Origin of the sequence: Bradyrhizobium sp. 956_D2_N1_4, assembly GCF_052076025.1 — a bacterium.
GTDB classification, from domain to species: domain Bacteria; phylum Pseudomonadota; class Alphaproteobacteria; order Rhizobiales; family Xanthobacteraceae; genus Bradyrhizobium; species Bradyrhizobium barranii.
In genome coordinates this window covers 957724-979618 of record NZ_CP197237.1, presented here as the reverse complement: position 1 = coordinate 979618, position 21895 = coordinate 957724, and the positions used below count along the sequence as shown (strand labels likewise).

The window sequence follows — 21895 nt, the reverse complement described above, 5'->3', positions numbered from 1 at the left end:
AAAGCGGACGCGGCCCTACTCCGCCGCCATCGGCATCTCGTCCATATGCTCGTGCAGCACCACGCCGGCGAGCGGATCGAATTCGCCGATCCACGGCTTTCGCGCGAGCACTGATTTCGTGTGAACATAGCCAGCATGCCAGCGCCGCGTAATGCCTGACGGACTGAAGTCGATATCCTTGGTATGGGTTTCGCGATCGAGCTGGGGCGCCAGCAGTCGCACCACATGCATGCGGGTCGGACAGCCGTAGCTCACCAACTCCCTCACCGCGGGATCGTTGCGCTCGGTCTCGGGCAACCGCGCGGCAAGCTGGTTGATGACATGGCGCAGGCGATGGGCCTGCTGCTGCCGCACGATCTGGCTCGCGATGCGGCTGGAGTACTGCACGTCCTTGTGGCGGTTCAAGACCTCCGCCATCGTGATCGGCTCGGCGCCGACGGGATTCCATAGATGCACGGAGAAGATCAGCGAATCCCTGCGTGGGTTGTCGTCGAATACGGCCTCCGTCGGCGTGTTCGACAGGATGCCGCCGTCCCAATACAGCTCGCCATCGATCCGCACCGCCGGGAACGCGGGCGGCAGCGCGCCCGAAGCCATGACATGCTTCACCGTCAGCTCGCCGTCGCGGCTGTCGAAATAGCGCATTTCGCTGGTGCCGACATGAGCCGCACCGACCGTCAGTCGCGGCGCGCAGCGATTGGCCAGATCGAAATCGACCAGCTCGCTCAGCGTCTTCTCCAGCGGTGCAGTCGAATAGAAGCCGGCATGATCGGCGCCGAGCGGAAAGGAATCTCCCGCATGCGCCAGCGGGGTGGGCCGGAAGAAGCCGGGAATGCCGTTGGTGACAGTCGACAAATAGGCGAGCTTCTCGCTGAAGTCGGGAAAGGCGCCGCCCAGAGCCCAGACCGGATTCTGCTCCATCCGCTTCCAGAACTCCTTCAGGCGCGCGAGCCTGTTTTCCGGCGCATTACCGGCGATCAGGCTCCCGTTGATGGCGCCGATCGAGGTGCCGATGACCCAGTCCGGCTCGATCCCGGCCTCGTGCAGGGCCTGATAGACGCCCGCCTGATAGGAGCCGAGCGCACCGCCGCCTTGCAGCACCAGCACGACCTGTCCCGGCAGATCGTTAGGCCCGCACACTCCGAAATTTTTCTGCATGCTCGTCACGCTCCTGCTCCGGAGAGCCTGCCCCGTCGCTTCTACGCAAAATCTTCCGGCATTGTTACGCCCGGCGACCGCCGGCCGTCCAGCGACCATGTCCGAAAAGGGCAGCGCGGAACCAACGGAGCGTTAACGCTTGACCGGGGCGTCCTGCGGCGGCTCGTCGTCGGCGATAGCCCGCCACGCCGCGCCGTCGAGATCGTCATATTGGCCGCTCCGCAGCGACCAGAGGAAGGCGACGAGACCCGCACCGCCGAGCATCAGCGCCAGCGGCACCAGGATGACCAGGATTTCCATCACACGATCTCCCGCGCAGCTCCGCGCGCGCGCAACGAATTCAGCATCACCAGGATCGAGGATCCGCTCATGGCCGCCGCCGCGATCAGGGGCGTCACCACGCCGCTGATCGCGACCGGAACTGCGAGAACGTTATAGCCGATCGCCAGCCAGAGGTTCTGCCGCATCAGATGCAGCGCCTTGCGCGCGGAGTCGATCGCGGCGACGACAGGCGCCAGCGGCCGGCCGAGGAAGACGAGATCGGCGGTCGCCTGGCTGAGATGCGCGGCCGAGATCGGCGACATCGAGACATGGGCCGCCGCCAGCGACGGCGCGTCGTTCATGCCGTCGCCGACCATCAGCACTTTTGCGCCGCGCCGCTTCAGTTCCTCGATCCGTGCGATCTTGTCGGCCGGCGTGACACCGGCGCGCCATTCGGCGATGCCCAGCGCATGGGCCGCCGCGATCACCGCGGGCTCGCGGTCGCCGGAGAGAATCTCGATGCCGATATTGCGCGCCTTCAGCGCCGCGATCACGGCCTGCGCGTCCGGCCGCAGGCCCTGGCGCACCGAGAGGATGAACTTTTCAGTCCCTTTGCTGAAAGCCACGATAGAGGCCTCGGGATCGAGCGTGGCGCTGCCGACCAGCGCTTCGGCGCCGCAGAATAACGGACGGCCAAGGCGAAGCTCGACACCGTCCACCACAGCGCGCACGCCCTGCCCGGCCTCCTCGACCGCGCCAACGATCGGCGACCTTGCACCGGCGGCCTGCGCGACGGCGGCGGCAACGGGATGGTGGCTCGACAGCGCGAGCCGCCCGGCAAGTGCAAAAATGTCGGCGGGAATATCGGCCGCGTTCATCACTTCGAGATCGGGCAGCGTCAGCGTGCCGGTCTTGTCGAAGATGACGTGGTCGGCCTCGGCGAGCCGCTCGATGGCGTCGCCGGAATTGAGCAGCACGCCAGCTTTGAACATCGCGCCCGAGGCCACCGTCTGCACGGTCGGGATCGCGAGCCCGAGCGCGCAGGGACAGGTGATGATCAGCACGGCCACGCCGGTCACGATCGCATCGTGCCAGCCGGCGCCCGCGATGACCCAGCCCAAAATGGTGATCAGCGCGGTCGCATGCACGACTGGCGCGTAGAGCCGCGAGGCGCGATCTGCGAGCCGCATGTAGCGCGAGCGTGCCTGCAGCGCGTTGTCGAGCAGCCGCGTGATCTCGGCGAGCAGCGTCGCCTCCGACGCAGCCGAGACCCGCACCCGCAGCGTGCCGGAGATGTTCATGGAGCCCGCATAGACCGCCGTGCCCTGCTCCGCCGTGACATACAGCGTCTCGCCGGTGATCAGGCTCTGGTCGATCTCGGAACGCCCCTCGATCACGGTGCCGTCGACGGCGCAACGCTCGCCGGGCCGGAGCAGCACGATGTCGCCGGGATGGATCGCCGCGACCGGCACCTGCGAAATCTCGTCGGGCCCGACGAACTTGGCCGCGGTCTCCGCCTTCAGCGCGGCGAGATTGCCGGCGACCGCGCGGGTCCGCCGCCGCATGTTCTGGTCGAGGACGCGGCCGACCAAAAGAAACGTGAGCAGCATGATCGCCGCGTCGAAATAGGCGTGCTCGGCGTGATGGATGGTCTCGACCACGGACATGCCGAGCGCAAGGCACACCCCGATCGAGATCGGCACGTCCATGTTGGTGGTCTTGGCCGACAGCGCGCGCCAGGCCGAGCGGAAGAACGGCTGGCCGGCATAGGCTGCCGCCGGCAGCGCGATCAGCGCCGACAGCCAGTGGAAGAAATCGCGCTGCTCCGGCAGCATGTCGGAGACGTTGCCGGACCAGACCGGGATCGACAGCATCATCACGTTCATGGTGGCGAACGCGGCGACGCCGAGGCAGCGCAGCAGGAAGCGGGATTCCGCCACTTCCGTCGCTTCCGCGCTCTCGGTCTCGTAAGGATAGGCCTTGTAGCCGAGCTCTTCCAGCCGATCGATGAAGCGGGCCGGGTCGAGCGTGCCCTGCTTCCATTCCAGCGCGACGCGGCGGTCGGTGAGGTTCACGCGCGCCAGCGTGACGTCGGGGATGGCCGACAGTCCGCGCTCGATCTTGGCCATGCAGCCGGCGCAGTGAACGCCCTCGACCGCGAGATCGATGTGCTTGATACCCTCGCCCGCGGCCCGGACGTAATGCGAAAAATCCCGCGTGACCTGCATGACGAATTCCCTCAGTTCAGGATCACGCGGTTGCGCGACATGAACACGCGTGTTCCCCGCGCCGCGCCTTCGATCACGAGATCCCACTGGCCCGGCGCAACCGACGCGGCATTGCCGCGATAGATGCCGATGCCGGCTTCCGACAGCTCGACTGCGAGATCGGCGCGCTTGTCGGTCGGCCGCTCCAGGCGTCCGCCGAATTTCAACCCGCTCATCGGCTGGCCGCTCGCATCGCGCGCCTCGACCTGAAGCGAGGCAGCGCCATCGGCGCGGCGCTCGATATGGGCGTTGACCTTCCAGTTGCGCGCGGCCTGGTCCTGTGCTGCCGAGATCTCGCGGTCATAGGTGAGGCCCGCGGCATAGGGGCTGTCGACGTCGGTGCCGGGCAGCGTCGCGATCGCGAGCTTCATCATGGTCACGTTCACGCCGATCACGAGCCCGAAGAAGGCGACCAGCATCAGGAACACTTTTGTTCCGGTCAGCGGCTTGGTGGCCATGGCAGTCTCCTGATCCTAGGGCGAGACGAAGTTGTCGGTGGCGGTGGCGACCTCACCGAGCCCGATGTCGGTGACGTGGAAGCGAACGGGAACCGACTTTTCCGGATTGCTCTCCGCCGGCGCAGTGACCAGCAGGCGCAGCTCGCTGGTGGAGTCGCGCGGGATCACGATCATCGGCCTATCCGGCGTCACGGAATCAATGCCGACGACGTGCGTGGTCAGGTTGGCCGGACCGTTCGCGTCGATCGCGATGACGCGGTCATAGCCGCTCTTGTTCAAGAGCCGCACCGTATAGGCATTGCGGATCGAGCCATCGCTGAGCCTGACCGCGACCGGGTTGCGGTCGTGCAGCACGTTGACGTCGAGCAGGCTGCGGGTCGCGAGCGTGTAGATCATGATGCCGCCAACCGCCGCGATGATCGCGCTGTAGGCGACGGTGCGGGCCCGGACGATGCGGTAGAGCGGCGCCTTGCCTTCCTGGCGGCGCTGGATGTTGATGTCGTTGTCGTAGCCGATCAGCCGCTTCGGCCGGCCGATCTTGGTCATCACGTTGTCGCAGGCGTCGATGCAGAGCCCGCACTGGATGCATTCGAGCTGCGGCCCGTTGCGGATGTCGATGCCGGTCGGGCAGACCGCGACGCATTGATAGCAGTCGACGCAGTCGCCGACGTGTTCGCCGAGCGCGCGCAGCTCGATCGCCTTCTTCACCGAAGTGCGCTTCTCGCCGCGGTCGTAGCGATAGGTGACGTTGAGCGCCCATTCGTCGGTGAGCGCGGCCTGGATGCGCGGCCACGGGCACATATAGGTGCAGACCTGCTCGCGCATGAAGCCGGCCAGGACGTAGGTCGTCGCGGTCAGGATGCCGATCCAGATATAGGCGATCATCGGCGCCTGGAACGTGACGAGCTCCTTCACCAGCGTCGGCGCGTCGTTGAAATAGAGCACCCAGGCGCCGCCGGTCCACCAGGCGATCAGGAGCCAGAGCGAATGCTTGAGCACGATCTCGGAGATGCGCTCCAGCTTCATCGGATCGGACGACTTGTCCTTCTTCATCCGCTCGCGCCGGTCGCCCTCGACCAGCCGCTCGACCGCGTAGAACAGATCGGTCCACACCGTCTGCGGACAGAGATAGCCGCACCAGATGCGGCCACCGACCGAGTTCATCAGGAACAGCGCCACCGCGGCGACGATCAGCAGGCCGGTGAAGTAGTAGATCTCCTGCGGCCACAGCTCGATGAAGAAGAAGTAGAAGCGGCTGTTGGGAAGATCGATCAGCACCGCCTGGCTGGGAGCACCGATGCCGCGATTCCAGCGCACGAACGGGAGGAAGTAGTAGACGCCGAGGCAGAACGCCATCAGGCCCCATTTGATCCGGCGGAACGTACCGGAGACGCTCTGGGGATACACCTTCTTCTGGGCTACGTAGAGCGGCCCGTTGTCATCGTTCGATGTGAGGTCGTTCGGGTTCACGGTCTTGTTCATCGCCAAGAAGCTTCTCGAAAAGGTGCGATTAAACCTAGACCCGACGCGAGCGCGTCAGTTGATCCAGCTCAAGCGGGGGCACTTTATGTTCGCCCCCGCATGTCGCGAGCAGGCTATTTTCCACCGCCCAGCGAGTGGACGTAGACCGCCATCGCCTTGATGGTGGCGGGATCGAGCCGCCCTTCCCAGGCCGGCATCACACCGGCGCGGCCCAGGCTGATGGTCTCGACCAGGCTCGCTTCGTCCGAGCCGTAGAGCCAGATCTTGTCGGTCAGGTTCGGGGCGCCCATCTCCGGGTTGCCCTTGCCGCCGTCACCGTGGCAGGCGACGCAATTCTCCGCAAAGATCTTCTCGCCCTTGGCAGCATCAAAGCCCTTGCGGGTCGAGAGGCCCGACAGCGACCGCACGTAATTGGCGACCGTGACGATCTCGTCGCCCTTCAGCACGCCGTCCTTGCCGAAGGCGAGCATCTGGCCCTCATGCGCCTTGGCATGGCCGGAACGCGCGCCGAACTGGATGGTCTGCATGATCTGGTCGAGCGTGCCGCCCCACAGCCAGTCGTCGTCGTTGAGATTCGGAAAGCCCTTTGCGCCGGCGCCGCCGGAGCCGTGGCATGGCGCGCAATTGTCGCCGAACACGGTCTTGCCCTTGGCCCGCGCAAGCGCCAGCAAGGCCGGGTCCTTCTCGATGTCGGCGAGCGAAGCGGCGCCCAGCGCCGCCATCTTGTCACCCCGGACCTTCTCGAGGTTGGCGAGCTCGACCGCGACGTCGGCACGCGAGGAATAGCCGAACAGGCCCGTGGTATTGCTGGAGATCAGCGGCCAGGCCGGATAGACGATCCAGTAGCCGATCGCCCAGACGATGGTGAGGTAGAATGAGATCACCCACCAGCGCGGCAGCGGCGTGTTGAGCTCCTTGATGCCGTCCCACTCATGTCCGGTCGTGGACTTGCCGGTGACGGAATCGATGTCGCTATGATGGTCGGTCATGATCTCTTACTCCTCCCGCAACGGCAGGCGCGCCGCTTCGTCGAAAGCGGCCTTGTTGCGGGGCCATAATGCGTAGGCGATGATCGCGAGAAAGATCGCGACGAACACCGGCGTCCAGATCGTGGTCACCAGACCAGACGCGAGATTGTCGAGTGTCAGGATGGCTTTCATCGGTGATGCCTTCTCAGCGAAGATTGGCTTTCTCGTTGTAGAGCTTGAAGTCGACCAGCGTGCCGAGCATCTGCAGGTACGCGATCAGCGCGTCCATCTCGGTCGGCGTGCCGGCCTTGCCGTCGAAATTGCGCACGACGGCCTTGGCGTAGCGCTTGCCGAAGGCGTCGGAGCCGGCATTGTCGGGATCGGCCTGGGCCTTCAGATCGGCGCCTGCGTTCGCGATCTGGTCGTCGGTGTAGGGCGTGCCGATGGCCTTGAGCGTCTTCATGTGGTCGGCGATCGTATCGGGATCGACCTCGGTCTGGCTCAGGAACGGATAGCCCGGCATCACCGACTGCGGCACGATCGCGCGCGGGTTGGTCAGATGGGTGACGTGCCAGTCGTCGGAATATTTGGCGCCGACGCGGGCGAGGTCCGGACCGGTACGCTTCGAGCCCCACTGGAACGGGTGGTCGTACATGCTCTCGGCGGCGAGCGAGAAGTGGCCGTAGCGCTCGACCTCGTCGCGCAGCGGGCGGATCATCTGCGAATGGCAGAGATAGCAGCCTTCGCGGACATAGACGTTGCGGCCCGCAAGCTCCAGCGGCGTGTAGGGCCTGACGCCGTCGACCGCCTCGATCGTGCTCTTGAGGTAGAACAGCGGAGTGATCTCGACGAGACCGCCGATCGCGATCACCAGCAAGATGCCGACGATCAGGACGATCGAGTTCTTTTCGAAGATTTGATGGCGTGTCCAGAACGACATGGAAGGCTCCTCATTCCGCCGGCTGAAGCGCGACGGGCATCTGGACTTCCACTTCGCCGACGCGAACGGTCATCCAGAGATTGTAGGCCATGATCAGCGCCCCGATCAGGAACAGGCCGCCGCCGGCGGCGCGGATGATGTAGAAGGGATGCATCGCCTCGACGCTCTCGATGAAGGAATATTCGAGGAAGCCGAGCGAGGTGTAGGCGCGCCACATCAGGCCCTGCAGGATGCCGGACACCCACATCGCCGAGATGTAGAGGACGATGCCGAGGGTGGCGATCCAGAAGTGCCAGTTGACGAGCTTCAGACTGTAGAGGCCCTTGCGATTCCACACCCACGGCACCAGGCAGTACAGCGCACCGAACGAGACGAAGCCGACCCAGCCGAGCGCGCCGGAATGCACGTGGCCGATGGTCCAGTCGGTGTAGTGGCTGAGCGAGTTGACCACCTTGATCGACATCATCGGGCCTTCGAAGGTCGACATGCCGTAGAAGGCGACGGAGACGACGAGCATGCGCAGCACGGGATCGGTGCGCAGCTTGTCCCAGGCGCCCGACAGCGTCATCAGGCCGTTGATCATGCCGCCCCAGGAGGGCATCCACAGCATGATCGAGAAGGTCATGCCGAGCGTCTGCGTCCAGTCAGGCAGCGCCGTGTAGTGCAAATGGTGCGGGCCGGCCCAGATGTAGAGGAAGATCAGCGCCCAGAAGTGGATGATCGACAGCCGGTAGGAATAGATCGGCCGCTCCGCGCGCTTCGGGATGAAGTAGTACATGATGGCAAGGAAGCCGGCGGTCAGGAAGAAGCCGACTGCGTTGTGGCCGTACCACCACTGGAACATGGCGTCCTGGATGCCGCCCCAGGCGACATAGGATTTCGAGCCGAACACCGAGACGGGGAGCGCGGGATTGTTGCCGAGATGCAGGACCGCGATCGTCACGATGAAGGCGAGATAGAACCAGTTCGCGACGAAGATGTGCGGCTCCTTGCGCTTGATGATCGTGGCAAGGAAGACCAGCAGATAGGCGACCCAGACGATGGTGAGCCAGAGGTCGGCATACCATTCCGGCTCGGCATATTCCTTCGACTGGGTGACACCGAGCAGATAACCGGTGCCGGCGATCAGGATGAAGAAATTGTAGCCGATCACGACGAACCATGGCGCGAGGTCGCCCGCAAGGCGCACCCGGCAGGACTTCTGCACGACATAGAGCGACGTGCCGATCAGCACGTTGCCGCCGAAGGCGAAGATCACCGCGGAGGTGTGCAGCGGACGAAGCCGGCCGAAGCTGGTCCAGGGCAGATCGAAGTTCAGTGCGGGCCACGCCAGCTGCGAGGCGATGATGAGGCCGACGAGGAAGCCGGCAATGCCCCAGAACATCGCCATGACGGCGGTGAACTTGATCGGACCCATATTGTAGTTGGGGCGGCCGTTGATCTCCGTCGGCGGCAGCGCCGCCGGACGATCGAAGTAGCGGTTGATGATGCCAAAGACCACAGCCAAGCTCGCCGCTGCGCTGAGCGCGGCATGGAAGGCAAAGGCCGAATCGAGCGCCTTGGCTGAGGCGATCACGCAAAGGAAGGCGGTGACTGCGAACACGATAGCCAGGCCGCTTTCACCGATGGTCATGGATTTGGAGATGGAGGGCTGGCTCATGCGGATTCTCTCTGAAAGAACACGCCGCCAGAAACCACATTCGACCTCGCGGCGAATTGATTGAAATCAAGACAGGTGGATTTCTATTCGGGTGAGTGACGCGGCGCCCGTCAGTTGAAGTGCCCTCTCCCCTTGTGGGAGAGGGCAGCGAGGACGGTGCCGCGCACTCACTTGGGTGAGGGGTTGGCTCCGCACGGAGAGTCTTTCGGTGGAGAGAACCCCTCATCCGGCGCTTCGCGCCACCTTCTCCCACATCCGCCTTCGCCAAGGCTTCGGCGGACATGAGGGGAGAAGGAAGAAGTCACTCCTGCGCCGTCGCCTTGAGCGCCTTGATGACGTCCTCGCGGGCGATGATTCCGACCAGCTTCTCGGCGCCGTCGAGCACGATGATGCTCCTGATGCGGTGCTCGACCATGATCTGGAGCACGCGCGTCAGCCGCGTGTCGGGGCTGACATAGATGAACTCGGGCGTCATGACGTCGCCGATCCTGCGGCTCATCAGGTCGCGATAGTGCGGCAGCATCTGGCTCGGCGAGAACGCGAAACACTTCAGGATGTCGAACTTGGTAACGATGCCGACCACCTGCCCGTCGTCCTCGACCGGATAGGAATTGAAATCATCACGCTCGAACATCTCGCTGAGCGCGAGCAGGTCGTGGTCGCGCCGCACCGTCGTGACGTTGCGCGTCATGTAGCTGTCGACGGTCTCTTCAAGAAATTTGTACACGGCGCGTCCTCCTCGATTAGCTTTTGGGCCGGGCGGCCGTCAGTGCGACAGCAGCACGCTGCGGGCGGATTGGGTGACCAGATATTCGGTGACGCCGCCGAGGATCAGCTCGCGAAAGCGCGAATGACCATAAGCGCCCGCCACGATCAGGCCGGCCCCAAGGTCGCCGGCGACCTGCTCCAACTGCGCGGCAGCGGTTGCGTTCCGCACGGCCTCCGAGACGCGTGCGCTCGCGGTAACGCCGTGACGGGCGAGCCAGGCGGCAACGTCGGTGACGCCGGCCATCACCGCCGAACGGTCGTCATCGCGCTCCGGGATTTCGACGATGGTGACGTCCCTCGCCTTGCGCAGCATCGGCAGCGCATCCGCCACCGCGCGCCGCGCCTCCGGCGTGTCCTTCCACGCCACCAGCACGCTGCGCAGGTCGAGCCAGTTGACCTTATCGGGAACGACGAGAAGCGGGCGGCCGGCCTGCATCACCAGGTCCTTGGGGCTCGCGAGCGCGAACGCGTCGGAGAAGGCCGGGCTGTGGCCGCCGCTGACGATGATGTCGGCACATCGTGCCTGCGCCAGCACGAATCGCGCCGGAAAATCCATCGCGCCGCGCCACTCCACGCGGCCGCCGCGCGCCTTGGTGGCGGCGCGGAATTGCGCCTCCAGATCGGCAAGGCGCTTCCTGATCGAGGCTTCCTCCTGATCGATCAGGCTCTGGGCTTCAGCGCCGTCGGTGAAATAGAGCGGCGGCGCGAACTGCCCTGCGGCAACCCCGATAATGGCCGCCTCGAATCGCTCGGCGAGCTCGCCCGCGACCTGAAGGCGCGCCTCGTTGGACTGATCGAGCGCCAGGCTGACCATCACGGTCGCGTAAGTCATTGGGATTCTCCGCACAGCTATGAACTGGCGCGAAATCTAGCCTCGCCGTGACGGGGCAGGATGAGGTAGATCAAATCGCCGGGCGCGACCTTGCGGGAAATCCGCCAATGGAATCAGACATCCGAACTTGCCTCGGGCCGGTCCATGGGCGAAATTGCGGTCATGTTCGCGGCACCACGCCCGCCGCGCGAAGATGGGAGTCATCGATTGTCGCCGACCCGCGTAACGCATCCGCCAGACGACAGTCGCGGCGAGCATTTCCGGGTCCGGATCGAGGGATTCGGCGTCGGCACCTGGGATCTCGACCTCACGACGCGCGAGCTGGAGTGGTCGGAAACCGCGAGGACGCTGCTCGGTATCGAGCGGGGCCAGCCGGCAAGCTACGACCTCTTCCTGTCGCGCCTCGAGCCCGGTGACCGCGCGCGCATCGAGAACGCGATCAAGCAGGTCTCCGAGCATGGCGGCGGTTTCGACGTCTCCTTCAGGATTTCCGCCAATTCCGGCCGCGGCAAATGGATCAGGGCCCGCGCCGGCTTGATCCGAGACGAATCCGGCGTCGCTCGCCATCTCAGCGGCATCTTCCTCGATATCGACGAGGAGAAGCAGGTCGAGGAAGCCCTGCGCACGCGTGAGACCCACCTCCGCTCGATCCTTCACACCATTCCCGACGCCATGATCGTCATCGACGGTCGCGGCATCATGCAACTGTTCAGCACCGCCGCCGAGCGCCTGTTCGGCTGGTCCGAGCAGGAGGCGATCGGCCAGAACGTCAGCATCCTGATGCCGGAGCCCGACCGCACCCGCCACGACAGCTACATCGCGCGCTATCGCAGCACGAACGATCCGCACATCATCGGCATCGGCCGCATCGTGACCGGCAAGCGCCGCGACGGCACGACCTTTCCGATGCACCTGTCGATCGGCGAGATGCAGTCCGGCGGCGAGCCCTATTTCACCGGCTTCGTCCGCGACCTCACCGAGCACCAGCAGACCCAGGCGCGGCTCCAGGAATTGCAGTCCGAGCTCGTCCACGTCTCGCGGCTGACCGCGATGGGCGAGATGGCCTCGGCGCTGGCCCACGAGATCAACCAGCCGCTGGCGGCGATCAGCAATTACATGAAGGGATCGCGGCGGCTGCTGGCCGGCAGCACCGACCCCAACACGCCGAAGATCGAAAGTGCGATGGATCGCGCCGCGGAGCAGGCCTTGCGCGCCGGCCAGATCATCCGCCGCCTGCGCGACTTCGTCTCCCGCGGCGAGTCCGAGAAGCGGGTCGAGAGCCTGTCCAAGCTGATCGAGGAGGCCGGCGCGCTCGGGCTTGCCGGCGCGCGCGAGCAGAACGTGCAGCTCCGCTTCAGCCTCGATCCCGACGCCGATCTCGTGCTCGCCGACCGCGTGCAGATCCAGCAGGTGCTGGTCAATCTGTTCCGCAACGCGCTGGAAGCGATGGCGCAGTCGCCGCAGCGCGAGCTCGTCGTCGCCAACACCCGCGTCGATGACGACATGATCGAGGTCGAAGTGTCCGACACCGGCTCCGGATTTCAGGGCGACGTCATTCCCAACCTGTTCCAGACCTTCTTTACCACCAAGGAAACCGGCATGGGCGTGGGACTGTCCATCAGCCGCTCGATCATCGAGGCTCACGGCGGACGCATGTGGGCCGAGAGCAACCCATCGGGCGGCGCGACATTCCGCTTCACTCTCCCGGCAGCCGATGAGAATTGATCCATGACGACCAAGGGACATGTCTACGTCATCGATGACGACGAGGCGATGCGGGACTCGCTGAACTTCCTGCTGGATTCCTCCGGCTTCGGCGTCACCCTGTTTGACGATGCGCAAGCCTTCCTCGATGTCCTGCCCGGCCTTGCCTTCGGCTGCGTCGTCTCGGACGTGCGCATGCCTGGTATCGACGGGATCGAGCTGTTGAAGCGGATGAAGGCGCAGCAAAGCCCGTTCCCGATCCTGATCATGACCGGCCATGGCGACGTGCCGCTCGCGGTCGAGGCGATGAAGTTGGGGGCGGTCGACTTTCTCGAGAAGCCGTTCGAGGACGACCGCCTCACCACCATGATCGAGACGGCGATCCGCCAGGCCGAGCCGGCGGCGAAGAACGAGGCGATCTCGCAGGACATCGCCGCCCGCGTCGCCTCCCTCAGCCCGCGCGAGCGCCAGGTCATGGAAGGGCTGATCGCGGGCCTCTCCAACAAGCTGATCGCCCGTGAATACGACATCAGCCCCCGCACCATCGAGGTCTACCGGGCCAACGTCATGACCAAGATGCAGGCCAATAGCCTCTCGGAGCTGGTCCGGCTAGCGATGCGCGCCGGGATGTTGAAGGATTGAGGCAAATCGGATTGAGGCAAGTCAAAATCATTCTCCCGGGCCGTGCTAGCCAGATGGGATGATCGAGATCGGCTCGCACCATCAGCGGCTTCCAGTGACGTCATCCGCAAAGCCCACCGTCTACGTGGTCGACGATGATGCCGCCGTGCTGGGATCCCTGCAATTCCTGCTGGAAACCGACGGCTTTGCCGTGCGGACCTTCAGGAATGCCACGGCCCTGCTGAATGCCAGCGGCGCGCCCGGCGCGGACTGTTACGTGATCGACTACAAGATGCCCGACATCAACGGCATCGAGCTGGCCGGCCGGTTGCGCCAGTCCGACGAGGGCACGCCCGTGATCCTGATCACCGGCTATCCCGATGGGAATATCTCGGCCCGGGCGGCAGCCGCAGGCGTCAAGGACGTGATTTTGAAGCCGCTTCTCGACGAAACCCTGGTCAAGTCCATCCGCCACGCCATCCAGGGCGGCCGCGGCAACTGACCTACGGGGTTCTACGTAGGTAACCTCCCTTAAGATATCTCGCGAAATTTTCGAAGCGCCCGAACCCGCGTACCAAAGCGTCATCACAACGGAGATGGCGCAGATGCTGACCGAGACACTCAACACCCAGGCGATCAACACCCAAGTTCGTGCCAAGATTGCCCCTGCCCATCCCGTCTCCGACCAGTTCGGCGCGATCGCCGGCCTCGTCGCCACGGAGTTCTCCTACCGCAAGGACGAGGAGATCTACGGCGAGGACGAGCCGGCCGAATATGTCTACCAGGTCATCACCGGCGCGGTGCGCAGCTACAAGCTGCTCTCCGACGGCCGCCGCCAGATCGGCTCCTTCCATCTTCCCGGTGACGTGTTCGGCCTCGAATCCGGTCCCAGCCACCGCCTCGCCGCTGAAGCCATCATCGACACGACCGTGCGCCTGGTGAAGCGCGCGAGCCTGGAGAAGGCCGCCGGCACCGATGTGCAGGTCGCGCGCAAGCTCTGGGCCATGACCGCCGGCGAACTACGTCACGCCGAGGACCACATGCTGCTGCTCGGACGCAAGACCGCGATGGAGCGCGTTGCAACCTTCCTGCTCGAGATGGACCGCCGCCTTGCGGTAGCCGGCATGATGGCACTGCCGATGTGCCGCCGCGACATCGGCGACTATCTCGGCCTCACGCTGGAGACCGTGTCGCGCGCGCTGTCGCAGCTTCACGCCCAGGGCATTTTGGGATTTTCCGGCGCCCGCCAGATCGTGCTGCGCAACCGCCAGCGCCTGCACAATCTCGACGCCTGATTTCTGTCTTCCCCACCCAATTTGGCCGGCTGAATTCGTTCAGCCGGCCATTCTTTTCGGCGCGATCATGCCGGTGCGCCGGGTTTCCGGCATCACAAAGAGGATCAGCAAAAGCCCGGTCGCGGCGACGCCGGACAGCCCGATGAAGGCGGTGGCATTGCCGAACTTGTCGCTGACATAGCCGCCAAGCGCCGTGCTCAAGGACGCCCCGATGCCGGTCGCCGTCCCGACAATGCCTTGCGCCAGATTGAAATGGCCGCTGCCGAAGGCGACGTCGGCCACGATCAGCGGGATCATCACCGCGAACACCGCCGCCGTGATGCCGTCGAACACCTGCACCGCGACCAGCAGATAGGGATCGCGCACGGTCGCAAACAGAAGGCCCCGGATCGTCAGCGCAGCGAATCCGATCAGCAGCAGCGGGCGCCGGCCCCAGAGCTGGGCCTTGCGCCCGACCGTCGGCGACAGCAGCGCCACAATCGCCTGCGGCACGACGATGCAGAAGGCGACGAGCACGGTTGCCCACTGGCTCGACCGCGCCGTCACCGCGCTCGCCATCAGCGGCATCATCGCGGCGTTCGCCAATTGCAGCAGCAGCACGCTCAGCGCGAAGACGATGAGCGGGCGTTGCCGGATCAGGTGCCAGAGATTGGTGTCGCCTGGAACCGGCGCCTCGCGCGGCATCTCGCCGTGACAGCGCGCGATGTCGACTTCCTCCTCGCGGATGCGCGACAGCGCGATCAGGGTCGGAATCGCGAGCAGGAAGGTGACGAGGAACACCGAGCGGCTCGACAGGAGATAGCCGGCCGTGCCCATCACGGCGGCGGCGACGCCGTTGCCGAGGGACGCAAAGCGCGCATTGCGGCCGAGCCGTTCGCCGATCGCAAGCGGACCGACCAGGCCGAGGCTGATCGCCGCGATCGCCGGCCCCAGCACGCAGCTCGCCGCCGCATGCAGCGTGGCCGCAGCAACCACCACGGGGAAGATCGGCATCGCCGCATAGGCGAGCGCGCAGAAGCCGATGGTCGCTATCGCAAGCGCTGCGACCAGCCGCTCGGACTTCGCGGCATCGATGATCGCGCCACCGGGCATCTGTCCGATCAGCGCGACGATGCCACCGATCGACAGCACGAGGCCGATCTCGACCTGAGTCCATTTCTGCGTCGTGAGGTAGACCGCGATGAAGGGACCGAACCCGGTCTGAACGTCGGCGAGGAAGAAGATGAACCAGTCGAGGCCGCGCAGGCTCTGGCGCGACGGCGCCGGAAGGCCCGCAGGCGGCGGCGCGGCAACCTTGTACCGTTCAACGCGGCTATCGCGATCTGCGTGGTTCCGCTTCCTCGACAACAGCACCGGCGGCCATCCCTCCCCGCGCCTCACTGAATCGCTTGCAGCGGCTGCAGGCTGCCGGACGCGCCGAGCACCACCATCGGCGTGTCTTCCTTGTATTCCGGCGCGGCTGCGACCTGCGCCTTGGTCAATTCCAGCGTGATGCTGTCCTTCTTGTTGGCAATCTTGCCGAACCGCATCGCGTTCCAGTCCACCACGATCTTGCGGCTGCCGACGCCGAGGAAACCGCCGAAATCAATCACGGCGGCGCGCACACGGCCGGCGCGGTCGACGATGATGTCGACAATGCGGCCCATATCCTCGTCGGCGGCGCTGCGCACGTCACGGCCGAGCACGCCATGGGCGTCGCTCGCACCGATGATGGTCACGGACGGCGGCGGAGCGGCGTCCTTCGGCGTGACCGGCACGGTTGAAGCCGGCGGCTGCACCGTGGCCGGCGCGTTCGCTTCGCTGGGGGGCGTCGTTGGGCCCGCGGGCGGCTCCTCCGCGGCACGCGATGCGGCGACCGTCAATCCCGCGACGATCGCCGCGCTCAGAACCAACCATCCGGCGGTACGCATGAACCCTCCTCCCGGCGCGCCGCTAGCGCGCCAGCACGATCGAGACCTGGATCTGGCCGCGCGTGCGCAAGACCTCCAGCGCGACGTCGTCGCCGTGACGGCTGACGCGCAGATCCACGCTGGAACTGCCCAGGCGCAGATCGCGCAGGATCACCTCGTTCAGGAACGCCGGCAGATGCGGATTGCGCAGGCGAATCTCGCCGCGCGCGACGTCGAACTCGATGCCGAGCGCGGCCTCCAGCAGCGTGAATGGCGTCGCGCTGGCCCAGGCCTGCGGCGCGCAGGCGACCGGATAGAGCGTCGGGCCGCGCCGCTTCTCGCGCCGGAAGCCGCAGAACAATTCGGGCAGCCGCCGCAGGTCCATGTAGGTCGCCGCGTCGAACAAACCCTTGAAGAGATGTGCCACCGAATGCTTGAGCCCGTAGCGCGCGAGCCCGAGCGCGATCAGCGCATTGTCGTGCGGCCAGATCGAGCCGTCATGATAGGACATCGGATTGTAGCGCACCTCGCCTTGCGCGACCGTGCGGATGCCCCAGCCCGAGAAGAAGTGCGGCGCCATCAGATCGGCGGCGACGAGACGTGCGCGGTCCTCGCGGATCATGCCGCTGAACAGCACCTGCCCGGCATTGGACGTCCGCACCTTGCAGGGCCGCTTCCTGCCGTCGAGCGCGAGCGCATAGGTACCGAGCTCCTCGCACCAGAATGCCTTCTCGAACCGCTCGGCCAGCGCCTTGGCCTCGGTCTCGAGCTTTCTGGCGAGGTCCGGCTTGCCGAGCCGCAGCGCACAACGTGCGGCGAGCTGCTTGGCAGCAAAGACGTAGCCCTGCACCTCGGCAAGGGCGAGATTGCCTTCCGCAAGCTGGCCATCGGCATGGAAGATCGCGTCATAAGAGTCTTTCCAGCCCTGGTTGGCGAGGCCCTTTTCGGTGGCGCGCTGGTATTCGACGAAGCCGTCCCTGTCGGGGTCGCCCGGGCCGTCGATCCAGGCCAGCCCCGCCTCGATCGCCGGCCACAGCTCGGTCAGGGTCTTTTCGTCGCCGGTGCGCTCGAAATAGCTTCCGGCGAGCAGCACGAACAAGGCGGTCGAATCCACGCTGCCGTAATATTGCGCGAACGGCACCTCGCGGAGCGCAGCCATCTCGCCGCCACGCATCTCGTGCAGGATTTTTCCGGGCGCCGCATCGTTCAGCGGATCGACCGTCTCTGCCTGAAAATGCGCGAGCCGCCGCAGCACGCCCTTCGCGACCCGCGGATCGATCCACAGCATCTGGAGCGCGGTGATCAGGCCGTCGCGGCCGAACGTCGTCGAGTACCAGGGAATGCCGGCATAGGGATAACGCCCCTGCGGCGTCTCCGTCATCAGCATGTTGAGGTCGGCCATGGCCTGGCACAGCACCTGGTTGAAGATGTTGTTCGACGTCTCGATGTTGGCCATGCCCATCGTCGACCGGCGCATCTCGCGGCGATGGGCGAGCAGGCCCCTGAAAAAGCGCGCGGGCTTCTCCGCGATCGGCCGGTTGCAGGACACCGCCACGAACAGGGATTTCGACTGGTGCGGGTCCAGATCGAGCTGCCAGGTCGCGGCATTCACCGACAGCCGCGTCGGACGCGGGTCGAAATGCAGGCCGGTGGTACGCACGGCATCGTCAAGGCCGCGATAGTGGAACAGCACGTCGGTCGGCCCGAGCAACTTGCTGGTGCCGGTCCCGCGGTGCGGGCGCCGCTCGCCGCGCACCTCGAACAGATCGGCAAAATCGCAGTCGAACAGCAGCGTCAGCTCCAGGCTGGCGCGACGGTCGCCATGGTTCTGCACGCCGATGCGCTGATAGGCCGTGCCGCGCCACAGGAAGATCGTGCGCACGATGTGCAGCAGGTCCTTCTGGAGCACGATGCGGCCCTGCCGATAGATATCGGGATTGGTGAGATCGACGGTCAGGGCCGAATTGTCGTCGCGCAGATTCGAGCCGAGCAGCAGCGGCTGGAGGTCGTCCAGCACGAGCTCCAGCCGCGCCAGATAGCGCGTGTCGTGGTTGAACAGGCCGTCCGGCCCGCCCGCGGAGGCGCCGATATCGCCATGGCTGTCCAGCACGATGAAGGTGTCGTCGTGCTTGAGCGACCGACGGGGCCGCGCGGCGGGCCCCGTCATCGGAATGTAGAACGCCTGCTCCGCGACGGCCTCCTCCGTCTGCGCTACCGAGATGATCTGGGTTACGGCTTCGGCTGCCATGAGCTGCTCCCCTGCGGCCTATTTTTCGAACGCGACCAACGCAAACGCAACTGTTGGACTTACGCGGCGAACTTCGCCAGCCGGCTCATCTCCTGCGTCACCAGCTCACGGTAGGGACCGTGGCCCTGCATCAGGCGGTCGGGCGCGCCGTCCTCGATGATCTTGCCATTCTTCAGCACCAGGACGCGATCGAAATTGCGCAGCGTCGCCAGCCGGTGCGCGATCGCGATCACGGTGCGGCCGCGCATCAGGCGCAACAGCGCCTCGCGGATCGCCTCCTCGGATTCGCTGTCGAGCGCGGCGGTGGCCTCATCGAGCAGCAGGATCGGCGCGTCCTTCAGGAAGGCCCGCGCGATCGCGATGCGCTGGCGCTGGCCGCCGGACATTTTCACGCCGCGGTCGCCGACCATGGTGTCGAGGCCCTCCGGCAGGCTATCGATGAAATCGCAGCGCGCCGCGATCGCCGCGCGCAGCACCTCGTCGTCGGTCGCGTTCGGACGGCCGTAGCGGATGTTCTCGCGGATCGAGCGATGGAACAACGATATATCCTGCGGCACGACCGAGATGGCTTCACGCAGGCTTAGCTGGGTCACCTTGGAAATATCCTGGCCGTCGATGGTCACGCTGCCTTCATCGACATCGTAGAACCGCTGCAGCAACGTGAACAGGGTCGATTTCCCTCCGCCCGACTGGCCGACCAGGCCGACGCGCTGGCCGGGCTGAAGCCGCAGGCTGAACCGTTCAAAAATCTTCTCGCCACCGGGATAGCCGAAGGTGACGTTGTTGTATGCGATCGCGGCGCCGCTCTTCATCAGCGGCTCGGCCTCGGGATGATCGCGCAATTCATGCGGCATGAGCAGGGTCGCGATCGCCTCGGTCAGGCGCGCGACGTGCTGGGTGACATCGACCAGCGCCACCGCGAGGTCGCGCGTCGCGTTGAGAATGGAGAGGCCGAGCGTACAGACCAGCACGACATCGCCGGTGGTCGCCTCGCCCTGCTGCCAGAGCGTGATTGCCCAGGCCATCAGCGCCACCGTCAGGACGACCGTTATGCCGGCATGCGTGAGCCGCAGCTTTTCCAGATAACGCAGGCTACGGCCGCGCGCGGTCAGTTCCCGGTTCACCGTCGCGTCGAACCGCTCGTGCTCATGGCTGATGCCGCAGAAGGCGCGGACCAGCGGCATGTTGCTGATGACATCGATCATCTCGCCGTCGACGACGGCGGCCTTGTCGGCAAAGTCGTCATGCAGCGGCTTGCCGGCCGCGGCCAGATGGAACATCGCTATCACCATACCGCCCGCGACCACGATCAGGCCGAGTGCCATATAGGGACTGACGGTTCCAATCAGCCCGATGGCCGCAATTGTGGCGATGCACGGCGGCAACACATTCCAGACGAACATGTTCTCGACCGTGAACACCGCGTTTGAGGTCGCGGTGATACGGCTCGTCAGCATGCCCGGCATGCGATCCGAGAAATAGCTCGGCGCGTGTCCGGTCAGATGACGAAATATGTCACGGCGTAAATCACCCGTGACACGAACGAAGGTGAAGCTCGCGGTCCAGCTCGCGATCCGCCACAGGAAATTGTCCGCCGCGATCAGCGACATGAGTAAAATGAATGCCAGCCATACGCTGCCACCGTGCGAAGTTCCAGCGGACAGGCTGTCGACCAGGGATTTGACGCCGTACTGCGTGCCCACGGAACAGGCAACGGCTGCAACGACAGCGGTCAGGATCACGAGATGCGATGCCGGCCGTCGTCGCAGATAGCGCAAGACAAAGGCAAATGGCCTGCGCGCGTAACCAGAAAGATGATCCATGTGACTGCGACCCCGTCGTATTGATTTCGATTTTTCTATTAGCCGATTGAACATCGACCGCTTCGCCTCGGTTCCCGGGCCGGGCCATCACGACATGCGGATGCGGACGATGTGAGAAGAGGAGATGGCAGCATCGCGGCCGACTGAAGTGTGTCGAAGAAGTAACGTTCGTTGAAGGAACTTCGCAATTGCGAGAACGTTCCCTCGTCTGGCATGCCGGTGCCGAGACACGGCGGGGGTTTAACTTCTATGATCACAGAGGAGATGGCGAGATGCGCATCGCGCAGGTAGCTCCGTTGACTGAGGCTGTTCCACCCAAGCTGTATGGCGGCACCGAGCGGGTGGTGCACTGGTTGACGGAGGAGTTGGTTGCCCTTGGACACGATGTAACCCTGTTCGCCAGCGGCGACTCGCAGACGTCGGCGAAGCTCGACGCACTTTGGCCGCGGGCGCTTCGTCTCGACGGTTCCGTGCGCGATCCCAACGCGCTGCATATGGTGCTCCTGGAGCGCGTGCGGCAGAAATGTGACGACGAGGAGTTCGACTTCCTCCACTTCCATCTCGATTACTATCCGTGGTCCCTGTTCCACCGGCAGCCGACCCCGTTCGTGACCACGCTGCACGGCCGGCTCGACCTGCCGGAGCATCAGCCCGTGTTCAACACCTTCTCGAAAATGCCTGTCATCTCGATCTCGAACGCGCAGCGCAGGCCGGTGCCGCAGGCGAACTGGGTGACGACGATCCACCACGGCCTGCCGGAGAACTTGCTGACGCCGAAGCCGGCGAAGCAGGAATATCTCGCCGTGCTCGGCCGCATCGCGCCCGAGAAGGGCGTCGACCGCGCCATCAAGATCGCGATGCATTGCGGCATCCCGCTGAAGATCGCGGCCAAGGTCGATCGCGCCGACCAGGACTATTACGACGAGCTGATCAAGCCGATGATCCAGAACAATCCGCTGGTCGACTTCATCGGCGAGATCGGTGACCACGAGAAATCCGACTTCCTGAGCGGCGCGCTCGGCCTCCTGCTGCCGATCGACTGGCCGGAGCCGTTTGGCCTCGTGATGATCGAAGCCATGGCCTGCGGCACACCGGTCGTCGCTTTCAACCGCGGCTCGGTGCCCGAGATCATCGATGAGGGCCTCACCGGCTTCGTGGTCGAGGACATCATCAGCGCTGCCGGCGTCGTCAAGCGCCTGCCGCAACTCGATCGCGCGGCCATCCGCAAGCAGTTCGAGAAGCGCTTCACGGCGCGGCGGATGGCGCTGGATTATCTCGCGGCCTATCGCAGCCTGACGGAAGCGCAGGCGCCGCGGATCAAGCTGGTGAGCAGCGCGGAGTAAGGGCCGCTTTCACCTCACGACACACTGTCATGCCCCGGCTTGACCGGGGCATCCAGTACTCCGCGACTTCTCGGCTCAAGCACTGCGGTCTCAGGAATACTGTCATCGCCCGGTCAAGCCGGGCGATGACAGCGAGCGTGCGGAGGGCGATGCCAGCAAGAACGTGGCGGCGGCGGCG

The 21895-nt window shown here is 65.1% G+C and carries 20 protein-coding genes; 5 read left to right on the top strand and 15 right to left on the bottom strand.

Annotated features, from left to right (window positions below):
* Positions 1-15: 15 nt before the first annotated feature.
* From AB7535_RS04640 to AB7535_RS04590, 11 genes are all read right to left on the bottom strand, one after another.
* Complete coding sequence (locus tag AB7535_RS04640; protein WP_439037231.1) at positions 16-1158, bottom strand: patatin-like phospholipase family protein; 1143 nt, start codon at positions 1156-1158, stop codon at positions 16-18.
* A 132-nt stretch (positions 1159-1290) separates the two neighbouring features.
* Positions 1291-1458, bottom strand: a complete 168-nt coding sequence (ccoS, locus tag AB7535_RS04635; protein ID WP_014497059.1) for a cbb3-type cytochrome oxidase assembly protein CcoS — start codon at positions 1456-1458, stop codon at positions 1291-1293.
* Positions 1458-3647: a cation-translocating P-type ATPase gene (locus AB7535_RS04630; protein ID WP_085404455.1), complete on the bottom strand. Its 2190-nt coding sequence runs from the start codon at positions 3645-3647 to the stop codon at positions 1458-1460. The genes ccoS and AB7535_RS04630 overlap by 1 nt, the downstream gene beginning before the upstream one ends.
* A gap of 11 nt (positions 3648-3658) precedes the next feature.
* Positions 3659-4144, bottom strand: a complete 486-nt coding sequence (locus AB7535_RS04625) for a FixH family protein (RefSeq protein WP_085404456.1) — start codon at positions 4142-4144, stop codon at positions 3659-3661.
* A 15-nt stretch (positions 4145-4159) separates the two neighbouring features.
* Positions 4160-5626: a cytochrome c oxidase accessory protein CcoG gene (gene ccoG / locus AB7535_RS04620; RefSeq protein WP_439037230.1), complete on the bottom strand. Its 1467-nt coding sequence runs from the start codon at positions 5624-5626 to the stop codon at positions 4160-4162.
* Between the two features lie 113 nt (positions 5627-5739).
* Positions 5740-6615: a cytochrome-c oxidase, cbb3-type subunit III gene (gene ccoP / locus AB7535_RS04615; RefSeq protein WP_085404458.1), complete on the bottom strand. Its 876-nt coding sequence runs from the start codon at positions 6613-6615 to the stop codon at positions 5740-5742.
* A 6-nt stretch (positions 6616-6621) separates the two neighbouring features.
* Positions 6622-6786, bottom strand: a complete 165-nt coding sequence (locus tag AB7535_RS04610; RefSeq protein WP_014497064.1) for a CcoQ/FixQ family Cbb3-type cytochrome c oxidase assembly chaperone — start codon at positions 6784-6786, stop codon at positions 6622-6624.
* A 13-nt stretch (positions 6787-6799) separates the two neighbouring features.
* Complete coding sequence (ccoO, locus tag AB7535_RS04605; RefSeq protein ID WP_014497065.1) at positions 6800-7534, bottom strand: cytochrome-c oxidase, cbb3-type subunit II; 735 nt, start codon at positions 7532-7534, stop codon at positions 6800-6802.
* 10 nt (positions 7535-7544) lie between these two features.
* Positions 7545-9194: a cytochrome-c oxidase, cbb3-type subunit I gene (ccoN, locus tag AB7535_RS04600; RefSeq protein WP_085404460.1), complete on the bottom strand. Its 1650-nt coding sequence runs from the start codon at positions 9192-9194 to the stop codon at positions 7545-7547.
* 301 nt (positions 9195-9495) lie between these two features.
* Positions 9496-9921: a CBS domain-containing protein gene (locus AB7535_RS04595; protein ID WP_085404461.1), complete on the bottom strand. Its 426-nt coding sequence runs from the start codon at positions 9919-9921 to the stop codon at positions 9496-9498.
* A 39-nt stretch (positions 9922-9960) separates the two neighbouring features.
* Positions 9961-10794, bottom strand: coding sequence for a universal stress protein (locus AB7535_RS04590; RefSeq protein ID WP_085404462.1), 834 nt, complete (start codon positions 10792-10794; stop codon positions 9961-9963).
* A 207-nt stretch (positions 10795-11001) separates the two neighbouring features.
* Between AB7535_RS04590 and fixL the strand changes: the two genes are divergently transcribed.
* From fixL to AB7535_RS04570, 4 genes are all read left to right on the top strand, one after another.
* The gene (fixL, locus tag AB7535_RS04585; protein ID WP_085404554.1) at positions 11002-12519 is read left to right on the top strand and encodes a sensor protein FixL; all 1518 of its coding nucleotides are present in this window, start codon (positions 11002-11004) and stop codon (positions 12517-12519) included.
* Positions 12520-12522: 3 nt separating this feature from the next.
* Entirely contained in the window at positions 12523-13140 is a 618-nt protein-coding gene (gene fixJ / locus AB7535_RS04580; protein ID WP_028150099.1) for a response regulator FixJ, read from the top strand.
* A gap of 58 nt (positions 13141-13198) precedes the next feature.
* Positions 13199-13621, top strand: a complete 423-nt coding sequence (locus AB7535_RS04575) for a response regulator (RefSeq protein ID WP_135215071.1) — start codon at positions 13199-13201, stop codon at positions 13619-13621.
* A 103-nt stretch (positions 13622-13724) separates the two neighbouring features.
* On the top strand, positions 13725-14414 hold the full coding sequence (locus AB7535_RS04570) for a helix-turn-helix domain-containing protein (RefSeq protein WP_085404555.1): 690 nt from the start codon (positions 13725-13727) through the stop codon (positions 14412-14414).
* A gap of 39 nt (positions 14415-14453) precedes the next feature.
* Here AB7535_RS04570 and AB7535_RS04565 read toward each other — a convergent pair whose 3' ends face one another.
* The 4 genes from AB7535_RS04565 to AB7535_RS04550 are packed head-to-tail and all read right to left on the bottom strand — an operon-like array spanning position 14454 to position 20374.
* Positions 14454-15767 (bottom strand): MFS transporter, encoded by a 1314-nt coding sequence (locus AB7535_RS04565; protein WP_085404464.1) that lies wholly within the window; start codon positions 15765-15767, stop codon positions 14454-14456.
* Between the two features lie 23 nt (positions 15768-15790).
* Positions 15791-16324, bottom strand: a complete 534-nt coding sequence (locus tag AB7535_RS04560; RefSeq protein WP_085404465.1) for a PRC-barrel domain-containing protein — start codon at positions 16322-16324, stop codon at positions 15791-15793.
* A 22-nt stretch (positions 16325-16346) separates the two neighbouring features.
* A complete protein-coding gene (locus AB7535_RS04555) occupies positions 16347-18551 on the bottom strand; it encodes an amylo-alpha-1,6-glucosidase (protein ID WP_085404466.1) in 2205 nt (734 codons plus the stop codon).
* Positions 18552-18610: 59 nt separating this feature from the next.
* Complete coding sequence (locus tag AB7535_RS04550) at positions 18611-20374, bottom strand: ABC transporter ATP-binding protein (protein WP_085404467.1); 1764 nt, start codon at positions 20372-20374, stop codon at positions 18611-18613.
* A gap of 272 nt (positions 20375-20646) precedes the next feature.
* On the opposite strand from AB7535_RS04550, the gene AB7535_RS04545 reads away from it, so the two are divergent.
* The gene (locus tag AB7535_RS04545; RefSeq protein ID WP_085404468.1) at positions 20647-21717 is read left to right on the top strand and encodes a glycosyltransferase family 4 protein; all 1071 of its coding nucleotides are present in this window, start codon (positions 20647-20649) and stop codon (positions 21715-21717) included.
* Positions 21718-21895: the final 178 nt, after the last annotated feature.